Annotated in this window: 11 protein-coding genes; 9 read left to right on the forward strand and 2 right to left on the reverse strand. The window is 68.3% G+C overall.

Going from position 1 to position 17,295, the window contains the following annotated elements:
• The first annotated feature begins 97 nt into the window (after positions 1-97).
• Both E3T25_RS13690 and E3T25_RS13695 read left to right on the forward strand, forming a co-directional pair.
• Entirely contained in the window at positions 98-679 is a 582-nt protein-coding gene (locus tag E3T25_RS13690; protein WP_338145484.1) for a nitroreductase family protein, read from the forward strand.
• A 131-nt stretch (positions 680-810) separates the two neighbouring features.
• Positions 811-2,307 carry a dihydrolipoyl dehydrogenase family protein gene (locus tag E3T25_RS13695; RefSeq protein ID WP_134374844.1) on the forward strand — a complete coding sequence of 499 codons (1,497 nt, stop codon included), beginning with the start codon at positions 811-813 and terminating at the stop codon, positions 2,305-2,307.
• Here E3T25_RS13695 and E3T25_RS13700 read toward each other — a convergent pair.
• Together E3T25_RS13700 and E3T25_RS13705 are read right to left on the reverse strand one after the other, a co-directional pair.
• Positions 2,285-3,331, reverse strand: a complete 1,047-nt coding sequence (locus tag E3T25_RS13700) for a zinc-dependent alcohol dehydrogenase family protein (RefSeq protein WP_134374846.1) — start codon at positions 3,329-3,331, stop codon at positions 2,285-2,287. The two genes, E3T25_RS13695 and E3T25_RS13700, sit on opposite strands and share 23 nt — an antisense overlap.
• A gap of 105 nt (positions 3,332-3,436) precedes the next feature.
• Positions 3,437-5,626 (reverse strand): ATP-dependent Clp protease ATP-binding subunit, encoded by a 2,190-nt coding sequence (locus E3T25_RS13705; RefSeq protein ID WP_134343196.1) that lies wholly within the window; start codon positions 5,624-5,626, stop codon positions 3,437-3,439.
• A gap of 240 nt (positions 5,627-5,866) precedes the next feature.
• Between E3T25_RS13705 and E3T25_RS13710 the strand changes: the two genes are divergently transcribed.
• The 7 genes from E3T25_RS13710 (at position 5,867) to E3T25_RS13740 (ending at position 16,916) form a co-directional block, all read left to right on the forward strand.
• Positions 5,867-7,297 carry an aminobutyraldehyde dehydrogenase gene (locus tag E3T25_RS13710; RefSeq protein WP_134374848.1) on the forward strand — a complete coding sequence of 477 codons (1,431 nt, stop codon included), beginning with the start codon at positions 5,867-5,869 and terminating at the stop codon, positions 7,295-7,297.
• Positions 7,298-7,364: 67 nt separating this feature from the next.
• Complete coding sequence (locus E3T25_RS13715) at positions 7,365-9,338, forward strand: primary-amine oxidase (protein WP_134374850.1); 1,974 nt, start codon at positions 7,365-7,367, stop codon at positions 9,336-9,338.
• A gap of 36 nt (positions 9,339-9,374) precedes the next feature.
• Positions 9,375-10,262 carry a universal stress protein gene (locus tag E3T25_RS13720; protein WP_241980894.1) on the forward strand — a complete coding sequence of 296 codons (888 nt, stop codon included), beginning with the start codon at positions 9,375-9,377 and terminating at the stop codon, positions 10,260-10,262.
• 15 nt (positions 10,263-10,277) lie between these two features.
• A complete protein-coding gene (locus E3T25_RS13725) occupies positions 10,278-11,831 on the forward strand; it encodes an APC family permease (protein WP_134374852.1) in 1,554 nt (517 codons plus the stop codon).
• Between the two features lie 49 nt (positions 11,832-11,880).
• The gene (locus E3T25_RS13730; RefSeq protein ID WP_166784958.1) at positions 11,881-15,186 is read left to right on the forward strand and encodes a DEAD/DEAH box helicase; all 3,306 of its coding nucleotides are present in this window, start codon (positions 11,881-11,883) and stop codon (positions 15,184-15,186) included.
• 138 nt (positions 15,187-15,324) lie between these two features.
• On the forward strand, positions 15,325-16,209 hold the full coding sequence (locus E3T25_RS13735; RefSeq protein WP_134374856.1) for a fructose-bisphosphatase class II family protein: 885 nt from the start codon (positions 15,325-15,327) through the stop codon (positions 16,207-16,209).
• Between the two features lie 95 nt (positions 16,210-16,304).
• Complete coding sequence (locus E3T25_RS13740; protein ID WP_134374858.1) at positions 16,305-16,916, forward strand: histidine phosphatase family protein; 612 nt, start codon at positions 16,305-16,307, stop codon at positions 16,914-16,916.
• Positions 16,917-17,295: the final 379 nt, after the last annotated feature.

The raw sequence follows: 17,295 nt of genomic DNA on the forward strand, positions 1-17,295 counted from the left end.
TACCCGCTCGTGAGATGCTTCGGCGATGCGTATACCGCAGCGGCAGGTCGTAGCGGAATAGTGTGCCGCCGCCCGCGTTGGAGTGGATGGGTCAGCGTTGCCCCGCCATCCCAGCCAGACTCCGGCGAAAGATGGGCCTACGAACCTCATCACCAACACCCTCAGCCGCGCCGCCCACACGGCGTCGCCCCTCCTCCCCGTGCTCGCCGGGCGCTGGAGCCCCCGCGGCTTCCGCCCGACGGCCCTCGTCGACGAAGCCACTCTGACCACCGTGCTCGAGGCCGCCCGTTGGGCTCCCTCGGCCAGCAATATGCAGCCGACCCGCTTCATCGTCGCCCGCCGCGGCTCGGACAGCTTCGCGAAGATCCATGAGACGCTGATGGGCTTCAACAAGGCGGGGGCGAATGCCGCCTCCGTGCCGATCGTCAACGTCGCCACCCTGCCGATCGACGTGACCCGCGAGAACCCGTGGGCCCGCTACGACCTGGGTCAGGCCGTCGCCCATCTGACGATCCAGGCCCAGCACGAGGGACTGCACACCCACCAGCTCGGCGGCTCCGACGGCACCGCCCTCGGCGTGCTCGGCGACGTCTCCCTGCTCTCCCCCGAGCTGCTCGAACGCGAGTCCGCCCCGCGCACCCGCAAGCCTCTCGTCGAGCTTCTCCTGGTCAACGACTAGTCAACGACCAGCAGCAAGAGCCCGCCCCGACACAGTAACTCCACAGCCCCGTCAGGTACAAACATGATTCGACTATTTTTCCCGGCAACGCGCCCGGCTGCTCCCAGCAGTGAACACCGGTGGAGACCACGATGACCGAACACACCCCAAATCACTTTGATGTCGTCATCATCGGCGCGGGGCCGGCGGGAACGGCCGCGGCGCTCCGTGCCGCCGAACTGGGAGCCCGGGTCGCCGTGGCGGAGGCCGACCAGCTCGGCGGGACCTGCGTGAACACGGGGTGCGTGCCGACGCGGGTGCTCGCCAAGGCGGCGCGCCTGATGCGGGAGGTGCGCGCGGCAGATACCTACGGGATCGTAGTCAACGGCCCCGTCATCGACTGGGCCACCATGGGAGACCGGGTGCAGTCGCGGGTGAACAAGGTGCGCTCGATCAAGAGCGAGGCCGAGAGGTTCGCGGCCGCCGGAATCGAACTAGTTCTGGAAGGTCGGGCGCGATTCGTCGACCCGCATTCCGTGGTCCTGGACACCGGCCGCATCCTCACCGCCGCCACGTTCCTGGTCTGCGTCGGCGGGCATTCTCGGCGACTCGCCGTGCCGGGGGCGCACTTGGCGACGGTCCCGGAAGACATTCTGAAGCTGCCGTCGCTGCCCCGACGGGTAGCCGTGATCGGCGCCGGAAACACCGGCGCCCAGTTGGTCACGGTGTTCAGCTCCTTCGGCTCCGACGTGACCGTGCTCGATGTGGCACCGCGCATCCTGATGGCGTCGGATTCCGACATCTCCGCCACGGTCTCGGCGGCGTTCCGCGAGCAGGGCGTGGCCGTGCACACGGGCATCGAAGCGGTGACGGCGATCGAGCCGGACGCCGACGGAACCCTCACCCTGTCCTGGCGCGAAAAAGGAACGGAACAGTCTTCCGCCTTCGACGCCGTCATTATGTCCACCGGTTGGCCGGCGGATGTCGACGACCTCGGGCTCGACCGGGCTGGCATCACCATCGAACGTTCCGCCATCCCGGTGGACCAGTACTTCCGGAGTGTCGTGCCCCATATTTTCGCGGTCGGCGACGCGAACGGCCGGGACATGCTCGTACAGGCGGCCCAATTCGAGGGCGAGGCCGCGGCCGAGAACGCGGTGCTGGGCGCCAATCGCAGAACGCCGCACCACCTGCTCCCGGCCGGCGGTTTCACCGACCCCGACTACGCGGGCGTGGGCTTCACCGAGGAGGAGGCCAGGGCTCGCGACCCGCACTGCGTCGTCGCGACAGTGCCCTACGCCGAACTCGACCGCGCTGTGATCGACGGTCGGGAACCTGGCTTCCTCAAGCTGATCGCCGACCGGCGGCGGGAGCTGATCCTCGGCGCCCATGCCACCGGGGAGAACGCGGTCGAAGTGATCCAATCCGTGACGACGGCGATGGCCGCCGGCGTCGACGTCGCCACTCTGGCCCGGGTGCGCTTCGCCTACCCCACCTACAGTGCCGTCATCGGCCTCACGGCCCGTCGACTACTGCTGGAAGCGCCGAAGCCGGCCGCGGTGATCCTGCCCGTCGCGGTGATCGAGCCCGTCGAGATCCCCCTCCCGACACGTGTGATCTCCGTGCCTACGGGAGCAGCATCACCTTGATGGCGCGGCGCTCGTCCATGGCGGCGTAGGCCTCGGCAACCTCGGCCAGCGGCAGCTGCAGGTCGAACACGCGGCCGGGGTTGATGGCACCCGAGAGCACCTCCGGCAGCAACTCTTCGACGTAGCCGCGCACGGATGCGACGCCGCCGTTCAGGCCCACGTTCCGCCCGAACAGCGGGCTAACCTCGATTGGTCCGCCGGTGGGCACGCCCACGTAGCCGACCATTCCGCCGGGACGGGCCGACGCGATGGCCTGCTCCATCGACTCCTTGGTGCCGACGCACTCGAGCACGCAGTCCGCGCCGATGCCGTCGAACAGCTCACGGATGCGGGCCACGCCGGCCTCGCCGCGCTCCTCGACGATCTCGGTCGCGCCGAACTCGCGGGCCACGATCTGCCGTTCGGCGTGACGCGACATGGCCACGATCCGGGAGGCCCCGAGCCGCTTGGCCGCGATGATGGCGCAGAGGCCGACCGCGCCGTCGCCGACGACGACGACCGTGCTGCCCGCGGTCACACCGGCGGAGACCGCGGCGTGGTGGCCGGTGCCCATGACGTCGGCGAGGGCCAGGAGACCGGGAACCTGGGCGTCGGTGGGCAGGGTCGGCGTCGCAACGAGCGACCCGTCGGCGTGCGGCACGCGCACTTTCTCGCCCTGGGCGCCGTCGGCGAAGCCGCCGAGCTGGTCGTCCGAGCCCCACCAGCCGCCGTTCAGGCAGGAGGTGCTGGTGCCGTTCTGGCAGTTGATGCACGTGTTATCGCAGTCGTAGAACGGCGCGATGACGAAGTCGCCGACCTTGACCCGGCTGACGTCGGCGCCGATTTCCTCGACGATGCCGACGAACTCGTGGCCGATTCGTTTCGGCTCCTCGGTGGGATGGATGCCGCGGTAGGGCCAGAGATCTGAGCCGCAGACGCAGGCTGCGACGACGCGCACGATGGCGTCACCGCCGGTGGAGAGAATCGGATCGGATACTTCTTCGAGGCGGATGTCCCGTTCCCCGTAAATCACTGTTGCACGCATGCTTCGACCCTATGCCAGCCCCCCTGACCGTCACCGGGGCAGGGGGCCCGTTCCGTCGTATTCCCGCCGAATTCCGCTAAACGCGAAATCCGGCGACGGATAGAACTACAGCAGCGCGTCGTCGTCGAGGTCGGCCGGGTCCACGACCAGCAACGGGGCGGATGCGACGCTGAGCGATTCCCCGTCCGGCGCCAGGTCCACCCGCACCGTCTCGCCGTCCCGCACGGCGCCCGACAGGATCGCGGTCGCCAACCTGTCGTCGATCTCGGTCTGCATCAACCGCCGCAGCGGGCGCGCACCGTAGATCGGGTCATAGCCGCGTTCCGCCAGCCAGGTGCGGGCATCCGGGGTCACGCCCAGCTCGAGCCGCCGCTCGATCAGCCGCTTTTCCAACCGGTCAACGAGCAGCCCGACGATCTGGCCGAGGTCCTCCATCGACAGCGATTCGAACACGACGATGTCGTCGAGACGGTTGACGAACTCGGGCTTGAACGTCTTGCGCACGAGTGCCTGCACGGCCGCCTCCTTCTCGTCCCGGCTGAGCACCGGATCGATCAGGAACGCCGACCCGAGGTTCGAGGTCAGCACCAGGATCGTGTTGCGGAAGTCCACGGTGCGGCCCTGGCCATCCGTGAGCCGGCCGTCGTCGAGCACCTGCAGCAAGACATCGAAGACCTCCGGATGCGCCTTCTCCACCTCGTCGAACAAAATCACCGAATACGGGCGGCGGCGCACGGCCTCGGTCAGCTGCCCGCCCTGCTCGTAGCCGATATAGCCGGGAGGAGCCCCGACCAGACGGGACACGGAAAACTTTTCCCCGTACTCGCTCATGTCGATGCGCACCATCGCCTTTTCGTCGTCGAAGAGGAACTCGGCGAGCGCCTTCGCCAGCTCCGTCTTGCCCACGCCGGTCGGCCCGAGGAAGAGGAACGAACCGGTCGGCCGGTCCGGGTCGGAGATGCCGGCCCGGCTGCGGCGCACGGCGTCGGCGACCGCGCGCACGGCCTGCTTCTGCCCGACCAAGCGGTGCCCGAGCTCACCCTCGAGGTTCAGCAGCTTCTCCGTCTCGCCCTGCAGCAGCCGCCCTACCGGGATGCCGGTCCACATCGCGACCACGGCGGCGATGTCCTCCGCGGTGACCTGGTCACCGACCATCCGCGGCCCATCCTGCTCGGTCTGCTCCGCTTCGGCGAGTTCCCGTTCGATCACCGGGATGTCGCCGTAGAGCAGCCTGGACGCCTTCTCCAGGTTGCCCTCGCGCTCGGCCACCTCGGCCTGGCTGCGGGTGCTCACCAAGCGCTTCCTCAGATCGCCGATCCGGTTGAGCGAGGAACGCTCCTTGTCCCAGCGGTCCTGCAGCTCAGCAAGGGCCACCGTGTATTCGGCAAGGTCAGCACGCAACTTCCCCAGGCGAGCCTTAGAGGCGTCATCCTTCTCTTTTTTCAGCGCAAGCTCTTCCAACTCCAGCCTCTGCACCCTGCGACGCAGTTCGTCGATTTCCACGGGAGCGGAGTCGATCTCCATCCGCAGCCGGCTGGCCGCCTCGTCGATCAGGTCGATGGCCTTGTCCGGCAGCTGGCGGGCGGTGATGTACCGGTTGGAGAGGGAGACCGCGGCCACCAGCGCCGAGTCCGCGATCGACACCTTATGGTGGGCCTCGTAGCGCTCCTTGAGCCCGCGCAGGATGGCCACAGTGTCTTCCGCACTGGGCTCGTCGACCAGCACCGGTTGGAACCGGCGCTCGAGGGCGGCATCCTTCTCGATGAATTCGCGGTACTCGTTGAGCGTGGTCGCACCGATCAGGCGCAACTCGCCGCGGGCGAGCATGGGCTTGAGCATGTTGGAGGCCGCCACGGACCCTTCGCCGCCGCCGGCACCCATCAGGGTGTGCAGCTCGTCGACGAAGGTAATGATCTGCCCCTGCGCGTCGTTGATTTCCTTGAGCACGGCCTTGAGCCGCTCCTCGAACTCGCCGCGATACTTGGCCCCCGCCACCAGGGCCGCCAGGTCGAGGGAGACCAGCTGCTTGCCCTTGAGGGAGTCGGCCACATCGCCGGCCACGATGCGCTGGGCCAGTCCCTCCACAACGGCGGTCTTGCCCACGCCGGGTTCACCGATCAGCACCGGGTTGTTCTTGGTGCGGCGGGTGAGTACCTGACTGACCCGCCGAATCTCCGCGTCCCGCCCGATCACCGGGTCAAGCTTGCCGGTCCGGGCGATCTCGGTGAGGTTGACACCGTACTGCTCCAACGCCGTCTTCGCTTCTTCCTGGGGCGGTTGCTGACCTGCTTGCATCGGAAGATCCTCTCTCGGGCCGGCCGCTCTCGTCGCAGGTCGGCAAAAAGCTGAGCCTGTTGGACTCAAGTTTAGGGGACATCGAGAAAACGCGCCAGCGGTCCGGAGACAACTCGGCGGTGCTACGGCGGCAGCCCCATCACGACCCAGTTTTCGTCCGGGTATCCGAATTCCTCTGTCGGATGCCATACTTACCGAACAAAAGACCCGTTTCTACACTCAGCGCAGAGGATCAGGCCCGTGGCCACCCCCACCCTTAAAAACTTCATCAACGGCCGCTTTGTCACTCCCTCCGGCACCGAGCTGCTCGACATCGTCGATCCCACAACGGGACGCCGGGTTGCCCGGGCCCCGGTCTCCACCGCGGCCGACGTCGACGACGCGATGACCGCCGCGAAGACCGCCTTCCGCACCTGGGGCCGCACCACTCCCGCCGAGCGGCAGCGCGCGCTGCTGCGCCTCGCCGACGCGATCGATGCCGAGAGCGACGCCATCGTGGAGGCCCAGCACCGCAACACGGGCCAACCTCGCGCCACGATCGCCGTTGACGAGGTCGCGGCCGGCGCCGATCAGCTGCGCTTCTTCGCCGGTGCCGCCCGACTGCTCGAGGGCAAGTCCGCCGGTGAATATCTGCCCGGCATGACCTCCTGGGTACGCCGCGAACCGATCGGCGTGGTCGGGCAGGTCACCCCGTGGAACTTCCCCTTCCTGATGGCCATCTGGAAGATCGGCCCCGCGCTGGCGGCCGGCAACACCCTCGTGCTCAAGCCCAGCGACACCACCCCGGAGTCGACCCTCGAACTCGCCCGGATCAGCCAGGGCATCCTCCCCGACGGCGTGATGAACATCGTGCTCGGCAACGGCGGCACCGGGGCCGCGATCGTCGAGCATCCGGTACCCGGCCTGGTCTCGATCACTGGCAGCGTGCGGGCCGGTATGGCCGTCGCCGCCGGCGCCGCGAAGACGCTCAAGCGGGCCCATCTCGAGCTCGGCGGCAAGGCGCCGGCCCTGGTCTTCGCCGGCGTCGACGTCAGCGTGACCGCCGCCGCCATCGCCGACTTCTCCTTCTATAACGCCGGGCAGGACTGCACGGCCATCACGCGAGTGCTCGTGCACGAGTCCATCCATGACGAGTTCGTCGACGCACTCGTCGCCGAGGCCCGCAGCCGCACTACCGGGTCGGCCGACGACGCCGACAACTACTTCGGGCCGCTCAACAACGTCAACCATTTCGGCGACGTCTCGCGCAAGGTCGCGGCCCTGCCCGACCACGCCGTCATTGCCACCGGCGGACACCAGGTCGGCACCGAGGGCTTCTTTTTCGAGCCCACAGTCGTCACGCAGGTGCGCCAAACGGATGCGATCGTGCAGGAGGAAACGTTCGGCCCGGTGATCACGGTGCAGCCCTTCACGTCGGAGGAGCACGCGGTCACGCTCGCGAACGATGTCAACTACGCGCTCGCCTCCAGCGTGTGGACCCTCGACCACGCCACGGCCATGCGGGTCTCCCGCGACCTCGACTTCGGCGCGGTGTGGATCAACACCCATCTCCTGCTGACCGCCGAGATGCCACACGGCGGTTTCAAGCAGTCCGGATACGGCAAAGACCTGTCGATGTACGGCATCGAGGACTACACCCGGATCAAGCACGTGATGAGCGCGCTGGAATAAACACGGGTCTCGACAGGCTCGACCACCGCCAGGCTCGACCACCGCCAACGAGAACAGAGGCCCCTCGATGACTTTCCACCCGCTCGACCCGCTCTCCGCCGCTGAGTTCACCTCCGCCGTCGCCATCCTCGCCCGCGAGCGCGGCGTCGCCGACGGGTGGCGGTTCACCTCGATCGAGCTGGTCGAGCCGCCCCGGAGCGCCGTCGCCGAGTTCACAGCTACCAGCGCGGTTCCCGACCGACGCGCACGGCTGGTAGTGCTCCACCGCGCCGAGAACACCACCTGGGTGGGCGTCGTCTCGCTCACGACCGACGCCCTGCTCGAGTGGGAAACGGTGCCGGGGATGCAGGCGAACTTCACCGTCGACGAGTGGGAGGAAGCCGACGCCGCCCTTCGCGCCCACCCCGACGTGATCGCCACTCTCGCCCGCCGGGGCATCACCGATCTCGACCTGGTCTTCATCGACACCTGGACCTACGGCGACGCGGTAATCCCCGACCGGTATCGCGGCCGCCGCCTGGGCTGGTCAGACGTCTGGGTCCGGGCGTCCACCGACGCCAACCCCTATGCGGGACCGGTCAGCGGCCTGCACTTCGTGCTCGACGTTAACACCATGGAACTGCTCGAGGTGGAGGACTCGTTCACGGTCGAACCGCCGGCGGGAATGGGCGAATACGTGCCGCACCTGGTGCCCCGGCGCATCCGGGATCGAAGCCCGCGCCCGCCGCTCACCCCGCTCGACATCGGGCAGCCCGACGGCCCGAGCTTCACGCTCGACGGCAACCTGATCGAGTGGCAGAACTGGTCGCTCCGGGTGGGCTTCAACTACCGCGAGGGCATGACCCTGCACACCGTGGGCTACCGGGACGGCGGCCGGGTGCGGCCCATCGCCAACCGGTTGTCGTTCGCGGAGATGGTCGTGCCCTACCGCGACCCCAGCGTCGACCATTTCCGTCGCACCGCCTTCGACATCGGCGAGTGGGGCCTCGGCTTCATGACCACCTCGCTCGAGCTCGGCTGCGACTGCCTCGGCGAAATCCGCTACCTCGATGCCGTGCTGCACAACAGCAAGGGCGAGCCGTACAGCATCCCGAACGCGTTCTGCATCCACGAGGAAGACAACGCGGTGCTCTGGAAGCACGTCGACCACAACGGCAGTGCCGAGGTGCGCCGGATGCGCCGGCTCGTCGTGTCCTTCCACGTCACGGTAGCGAACTACGAGTACCTCGTCTATTGGCGCTTCTACCAGGACGGCAACATGGAATGCGAGGTGCGCGCCACCGGGATCATGGTGGTGACGCACCTCGACGAGGGCCAGCCGCACCCCAACGGAACCCTGGTCGACACGCGCACCTACGCGCCGTTCCACCAGCACTTCATCGTGGCCCGGATGGACCTCGACGTCGACGGCCGCGAGAACACGGTGTTCCGCACCGAGACGCAGGCCGAGCCGATCAGCGCCGCAAACCCGCTCGGCCTCGCGATCACCCAGCTGAACACCCCGATCGAGACCGAGGGGTTCGACGACTACAACTGGGACACCCAACGGGCCTGGAAGGTCGTGAACGAGAACTCGCTCAACGGCCTCGGCACCCCCATGTCCTACAAGCTGGTGCCCGGCGGAGCCATCCCGTCCTTCTTCGACCAGGCGGCGCCTGCCCTCCAACGCGCCCAGGTGATCGGGCACACGGTCTGGGTCACCCCGAACGACGAGTCCGAACGCTGGCCGTGCGGCGAGTTCGTCAACCAGAGCGCGGTCGACCACGGCCTGCCCGAGTGGATCCAGGCTCGCCGGCCGGTGCGGAACGCCGATATCGTGCTCTGGTACGTCTTCGGTATCCACCACATCACCCGACCGGAAGAGTGGCCGATCATGCCGGTCGACACCGTGTCGTTCTGGCTCAAGCCGGTCGGCTTCTTCGACCGCAATCCGTCGCTCGACGTGGAACGCAGCCCGGCGCACTGTGCGCCGGGCGAGCACGCCGAGCATGACCATGAACATGACCAGCCCGCCCATAATCCACAGCACTATGACCACTGAGTGCGACACCCGTCGCGAACCGAGGGAGAAACCAGCGTGACCCGAGTAGCCAACTACGTCATCGCATACGAAGCGACCGAACGGGGCAATGACACCGTCGAGCTGGGTGTCGCGCTGGCGCGCCTGACCCGCTCCGAGCTGCGTCTGTGTCTTGTGCTTCCGCATCATTCATCCACCGTCACGGCCCGGGTCGGTGCTTCCACCTCCCCCGACTACCAGGCTCTGCTCGAGGAGCAGGCCCTCGAATGGCTGGAACAGGGCAAGGCCCTGGTTCCCGATGACGTGGTCGCCACAACGCATCTCTTCTACGCCGACTCCACCACGGAAGGGCTGCTCCAGGCCGCTCGCGCGTTCGACTCGGACCGCATCGTCGTCGGGGCCTCACGCCGCGGCCTGATGAACCGATTCACGATCGGCAGCGTGGCCAACGCGCTCCTGCACGCCTCGCCGGCGCCCGTCGCCCTCGCGCCCCGCGGCTACAAGGCTCCCGCACAGCTGACCCGGATCACCTGCGCCATCGGCACCCGGCCGGGCTGGAAGACGCTGCTCGACTCACTGGTGGCCTTCTCGGCGGACCTCACGGTCGACCTGCGTTTCGTCACGCTCGTGGAGGTCGACGCCGGTCGTCGGCACCCGGTCGACGAGAGCGAGAGCCAGGCCCACCTCGACGGCGTCCTGGAGTACTTCCAGAGTCGGTCGAAGGCGCGCGGCACCATCACCACCGAGGTCGCGTCCGGGCACACCGTCGAGGCCGCCGTCGAGGCCCTCGACTGGCAGCCGTCCGAAATCGCCTTCGTCGGCTCCAGCCGGCTGGCTCAGCCCACCACGATTTTCCTCGGCATCACCGCGCACCGCATGCTGCACGCGCTCCCCGTTCCCCTCATCGTGGTCCCCACCGGCACTGACGCCCGTAAGCCGCACTGACCCTAAGGACAGTCCATGACTAGCCAACATCCCTCCTCGGGCTCCACGCCCGGCACCTCCACCCTCACCGGCGGCCTTTCCGAGAAGGGCCTCAGCGCTGGCTCCATCGGGCTTCTCGGCGCCACGGTCATCGGCATCTCGTGCATCGCGCCGGCGTACACCCTGACGGCCTCCCTCGGCCCGACGGTCGCGGCCGTCGGCACCCAGATGCCGGGCATCTTCCTGGTCGGGTTCATCCCCATGCTGCTGGTGGCGCTCGGCTACCGCGAGCTCAACAACGCCATGCCGGATGCCGGCACCTCCTTCACGTGGGCCACCCGCGCCTTCGGGCCGTGGCTCGGCTGGATGGGCGGCTGGGGTCTGATCGTCGCGACGGTGGTCGTGCTCTCCAACCTCGCCGGAGTCGCCGTCGACTTCTTCTATCTGATGCTCGCCCAGCTTCTCGGCAACCCGAGCCTCGCCGACCTGACGAACAATGTTGTGATCAACGTGCTCACCTGTCTGGTGTTCATGGTGGCGGCCTGTTATGTCTCGTACCGCGGCATGGAGACCACGAAGGCCGTGCAGTACGTGCTCGTGGCCTTCCAGCTGATCGTGCTGGTCTGGTTCAGCGTCGCCGCCCTGCTGCGGGTCGTAGAAGGCACCGCCTTCGATGCCCTTGCGTTCAGCGCCGACTGGTTCAACCCGTTCCTCGCCCCTTCGTTCTCGGCCTTCGCGGCCGGGGTCTCGCTCTCGATCTTCATCTTCTGGGGCTGGGACGTCACCCTGACCATGAACGAGGAGACCAAGAACCCGAAGACAACCCCCGGGCGTGCGGCGACGTTGACCGTGGGCATCATCTTCGCGCTCTACATCCTCGTGGCGGTCGCCGCCCTGATGTTCTCCGGCATCGGCGCCGGCGAATTCGGACTCGGCAATGAGGAGATCCAGGGCAACGTGTTCGCCGCCCTCGCCGGACCGGTGATGGGTCCCTTCGCCATCCTGATGTCGCTGGCCGTGTTGTCCAGCTCGGCCGCGTCGCTGCAGTCGACCTTCGTCGGGCCGGCACGCACCATGCTATCGATGGGCCACTACAAAGCGTTCCCGAAGCGGTTCGCCTCAATCAGCCCGCGCTACAAGTCCCCGGCCTTCGCCACCGTAATGGCAGGAATCGTGGCCTGGGGCTTCTACGCGATCATGCGCGTGCTCAGCACCGATGTGCTCACCGACACGATCCTGACCCTGGGCATGATGATCTGCTTCTACTACGGGGTCACCGCGTTTGCCTGCGTCTGGTATTTCCGCGACTCGCTGAACGGGCCCCGGGCCATCCTGCTCAAACTCCTGGCGCCGCTGATCGGCGGGGTCATCCTGCTGGTCATCTTCGCAACCACTCTCTACGACAGCATGAACCCCGACTACGGCAGCGGATCGAACATCGGCGGGGTCGGGCTCGTGTTCATCCTCGCGAAGGTGCTGTTCATCGGCGGCCTCGTGCTGATGCTGATCCAGCGCAGCGTCAACCCTGCCTTCTTCCAGGGAAAGACGTTGACGAAGGGGTCCTCGAAGGAACACGGGCACGTCGAGTAGCCCCCTGATGCGCCCGGCCGGGCTGGGGCATGGAAGAATGGTTCCCGCCATGGCCCACACGTTCAGCTCCCACGACATCGCGCTCCTCGTGGGCAGCCAGGCGTTCTCACGCGGCGAACGCTACGCCCGCAACGGCCACGTTGATGCCGAGACCTGGTTCGGCTCGAACACCCAGCTCTTCGGCATGGTGCGCGGTTCTCACCCGACGCCCTATTCGGTGACCGTCTCGTTCACCCTTGATTCCGCCGGCGCCGCGGTGCGGGCATCCGGCGTCTGCACCTGCCCGATGAAGCGCAACTGCAAGCATGTCGCCGCGCTGCTGATCGCGAGCCAGGGCGGCGCCGTGGGCCGCAGCCTCGGCGGAGTGCCGGGTGCCCCCGCCACCGCCCTGGGCCGCGAGCCCGGGTCGGCCGTCGGCACCGCCGGGTTCTCCGCACGGGCAGCGTGGCGAAGTACGCTGGCTCCTCTGGCGCGACCGGATTCCGCGCCGTCCGCAGACACCCGCCTCGCCCTCCAGTTCCAACTTCTCGCTCCCGAGCACGGGCGTTTCGCCAGTCAGCCGGGGCTGCGCCGGCTGGCGGCGCGGCCCGTGATGATGGGCAAGCAGGGCAAGTGGATCCGGGGCAGCGTCACCTGGGAGAACCTGACCACCGACGGGTCGCTCGACCGCGGCCAGCTGCGGGTGCTCTCGGCGCTCTACGCGTTGCAGTTCGCGGCCCGCCCGTACTACGCCACCTCCACCCAGTGGATTCCGGTCGACGCTTTCCCCGACCGAGCGCTCTGGGACCTGCTCGACGACGCGGCGAACGCCGGGCTCCCCCTGGTCTCCGCCACGGCGCAGCAGGATCCCGTGCTCGTCTCGCCCGTTCCTGCGTGCCTCGAGCTGGACATCCGTCGTGTGTCCGACGGCCTCACGCTGCGCCCCGTCCTGCTGCTGGGCGACGAGCCGCAGGCGCGCGGCACGTTCGGGTTCATCGGCAACCCCGCCCACGGCGTCTACACCTGGGCGGGCCAGTCCGGCAGCGATTCCCCGCAGATCACCCTCGCCCCGCTGTCGGGCGAGATCAGCCGGGAGCTGCGGGCCATGGCGGCCTCCGACACCATCGCGGTGCCCGGCGCGGACGAGGCCGACTTCCTGGCCGAGTTCTACCCGTTCCTTCGACACCGGGTCACCGTGACCAGCCGGGACGAGTCGTTCGCCCTGCCCGAGACCCCGCAGCCCGTGCTGGCCCTGACCGTCACGCACCAGATGGATGCCCGCATCACCCTGCACTGGGTGTGGCACTACCCGGAATACCACCAGCCACTCCGCCCGGTGCCGGACGATGACAGGTTTCGCGACGGCACCCGGGAGGGACAGATCCTGCACGACGTGCAGGCGCTCCTCACCTCCGTGCCGGCCCTGGTAGGGCAGCAGAGCGGCCTGCCGGTACTGATCGAGCGCGCCACCCTGGCCGGCACCGCCATGCTCGGCTTCCTCGACTCCGTGGTGCCGACCCTGGCGGCCGCAGACCATGTCACCGTGCTGGTCGCCGGCGATGCCCCCGACTACCGCCAGGCCGACGAGGCGCCGGTGATCACCGTGGGCACCACCGAACGCCCGGATGACCGGGACTGGTTCGACCTGCAGGTGGCCGTCAGCATCGACGGCGAGGAGATCCCGTTCGACAGCCTGTTCCGGGCCCTGGCGGTCGGTCAGCAGCTGATGATCCTGCCCAGCGGCACCTGGTTCAATCTAGACCGCCCCGAACTGCACACGCTCCGCCGGCTGATCGAGGAGGCCCGAGGGCTGCAGGACGCCGGCGCCGAGTCCCTGGGGATCAGCCCGTTCCAGGCCGACCTCTGGGAGGAGCTGCAGTCCCTCGGGGTCGTCGCCGGCCAGGCGGCCGCGTGGCGCGACACCGTGTCAGGGCTCACCGACGTCGCCCAAATTCCGGAACAGCCGCTGCCGGCCGGGGTCGACGCCACCCTGCGCGGCTATCAGCAGGCCGGTTTCGAGTGGGTGAGCTTTCTCTACGACCATCAACTGGGAGGCATCCTCGCCGACGACATGGGCCTCGGCAAGACCCTGCAGGCCATCGCCCTGATGGAACGCGTGCGGGAGCAGCCGGGGCAGAGTGCGCCGTTCCTGGTCGTGGCACCCACCAGCGTGGTCTCCAACTGGGCGGCCGAGTGCGCCCGATTCGCGCCCGGCCTGCGGGTGGCCGCGATCACCGAGACCGCCGGCAAGCGCAGCAGCACTCTGGCCTCGCTGCACGCCGGCGCGGACGTCGTCGTCACCTCGTACACGCTATTCCGGCTGGACTTCGGCGACTACGAGGCCCTGGCCTGGTCCGGGCTGCTGCTCGACGAAGCCCAGTTCGTCAAGAACCGCAAGTCCCGCGCCCACCAGTGCGCCCGCCGCCTGGCCACCCCGTTCAAGCTCGCGATCACGGGCACGCCGCTGGAGAACAACCTGATGGAGTTCTGGTCGCTGCTCTCAATCACGGCACCGGGACTGTTCCCCAGCCCCGGCCGCTTCGGCGACTACTACCAGAAACCGATCGAGAAGGATGCCGACGGCGACCGTCTCGACCAGCTGCGCCGCCGCATCCGCCCGTTCATGCTGCGCCGCACGAAGGAGCAGGTGGCCGGCGACCTGCCCACCAAGCAGGAGCAGGTGCTTGAGCTCACGCTGCACCCGAAGCACCGCGCGGTCTACGACACCCACCTGCAGCGGGAACGGCAGAAGGTGCTCGGCCTGATCGACGACATGAACTCCAACCGTTTCGAGATCTTCCGCTCGCTCACCATGCTGCGCCAACTCAGCCTCGATGCCAGCCTCTACGACACGAAGTACGACGACATCCCGTCGACCAAGCTCGACGTGCTCCTCGAACTGCTGGAGGACGTCGTCGCCGGCGGGCATCGCACTCTCATTTTCAGCCAGTTCACAAAGTACCTGGGCAAGGCCCGCGCACGCCTCGACGCCGCGGGCATCAGCTATTCCTACCTCGACGGCAAGACCCGCAACCGGGCGCAGGTGATCGAGAGCTTCAAGGCCGGCGACAATTCGGTCTTCCTGATCAGTCTCAAGGCCGGCGGGTTCGGCCTGAACCTGACCGAGGCCGACTACGCCATCCTGCTCGACCCGTGGTGGAACCCGGCCACCGAGGCGCAGGCCGTGGACCGCATGCACCGGATCGGCCAGACGAAGAACGTCTTCGTCTACCGCCTGGTCTCCCGGGACACGATCGAGGAAAAGGTGATGGCCCTCAAGGCCACGAAGGCCCGCCTCTTCGAGAGCGTGATGACGGATGGCGCCGCGCGCGGGACCGCCCTGACGGCCGCCGACATCCGTGAGCTGCTCGCTTAGCCCACGCACCGGTACCCGCCCGCTGAGTCGCCCGCGCTGAGTCGCCCGCGCTGTCGCCCGCACGAGTGCCCGCCCCGGGCACGCGAGTAGGCTTCCAGCTGCCGGTCACAAGACCGCCGTCCCAGCAAGAGGTAGCCCATGCCGCAGCACCGCCCGTTCGCTCCCCTGCCCGAATCCACCGTGATCGGAGCCGAGGGCTGGCCGGCCGGGCTGGTCGCCGCCGTGCGCGCGTCGACCGAGGCGGCGGCACGCGCCACACTGCCCTGGGTGGGTCGCGGCGACAAGATCAACGCCGACCAGGCGGCCGTCGCCGCCATGCGTGCCGTTCTCCTGACCGCGCCTTTTCGCGGAACCGTGGTGATAGGCGAGGGCGAGAAGGACCAGGCCCCCATGCTTGCCAACGGGGAGCAGCTCGGCACGGGGAACGGACCGGACTGCGACATCGCAGTCGACCCGCTCGACGGCACGACCCTCGTCGCCCGGAACCTGCCCGGGGCGGTGTGCGTGATCGCCATCTCCCCCCGAGGCACGATGTTCGATCCCGCCGGTGTCTTCTACATGGAGAAGCTCATCTCAGGCCCAGCCGGTCACGGCGTGCTCGACCTGCACGCCTCCGCCACCCGCAACCTCCGTGCGTTCTCGCTCGCCAGCGGCATCCCCGAGACCGCGCTCACCGTCGCTGTGCTCGACAAACCGCGCCACGTCGAACTCATCCGCGAACTCGGGTGCGCCGGAGCACGCGTGCTCCGCACGGCCGAGGGTGACGTCTCCACGGCCATCGCCGCCGCATCGACGGATGCCGCGGTCGACCTCTCGATGGGAATCGGCGGTACCCCGGAAGGCGTCATCGCGGCCTGCGCCGTGCGCGCCCTCGGCGGCGTGATGCTCGGGCGGATGGCCCCGCAGAGTGAGCCCGAAGAGCGCGGCGCCCGGGCCGCGGGCCTCGACCTCACCCGCATCTACGACGCAGCAGACCTGGTGGCGAGCAAGCACGTGCTTTTCGCGTCGTCCCCGGTCACCTGAGCCTCCGCGCTCTGCTCCAAAAGTCGATCCGCCGATGTTCGACCCGGTCGAGACCCGATTCATCTCCCGACCTCAGCCCGAGGCAGAATAGAACGGTGAGTTCCACAACTACCTTTGCCCTGATCCGCCACGGCCAGACCGACTGGAATGCCGCTCTGCGTATCCAGGGCCACTCCGACATCCCGCTCAATGACACCGGGCGTGGCCAGGCAGCGGATGCCGTCGGCCACCTGGCCGCACAGGAGTGGGACTTCGTCGTCTCCTCACCGCTCAGCCGCGCAGCCGAGACGGCCGATCTCATCGCCCGGGGCCTCGGTCTGACCGTCACCGGTCGCATCCCAGGGATCGTCGAGCGCAACTACGGTCCCGCCGAGGGACTGGGCGCAGGCCCCGAGCTGGACGCGCTCCGCGTCCCCGGCGGCCCCACCGGAATCGGCGGCTTCCACGGCGCCGAAACCGAGGCCAGTGTCGCCGACCGCGGAGTCGAGGCCCTGCAGCTGCTGGCCCGCAACCACCCGGGTGCCCGCATCATCGTCGTCAGCCACGGAACACTGATCCGACTGACGCTGATGCAGGCGCTCGAGAAGCCCGTCGACACGATCAGGAACGCCTCCCTCAACGTGGTCGTCCATGACAAGGCCGGCTGGACCCTCGACATCCTCAACGGCGAGCCCGTCCCCGCCGGCAACCTCCTCCCCATCAACTAGCAGCGGCCGGTCCCGCACCCCGCATGACTGCACCCGGAACGGGCCTACTCACCCTCGCTTAGCGACGGCAGGCCCCCTCGCGCGGGTGGCCCTCTGTCGTCGGTGCAGGGGTGCTCGCCCTCGCACCAGGGCCCGTGTGTGTGTGGCTAACTCAGGACTACTGTTGCCCGCAGTAGACGGCCGCCGCGGGTTAGTGCGGCATTGGTGCGGATGCCCGGCACGGCCCGGCTGGATCTCCTGAGTTGGCCACGACCGCTGCTGGATGTGCGCCGCGGGGTGGGGGTGGTGCGCGCTTGGTTTGTGTGGGTTCGGCTGGTGTACCGCGGGGTCGTGTGCGCCGGTGAACGGTTGGGGCGGGGCTGTTGCCTTCGGAGGGCCA

The organism is Cryobacterium sandaracinum, assembly GCF_004403415.1.
Taxonomy (GTDB): Bacteria; Actinomycetota; Actinomycetes; order Actinomycetales; family Microbacteriaceae; genus Cryobacterium; species Cryobacterium sandaracinum.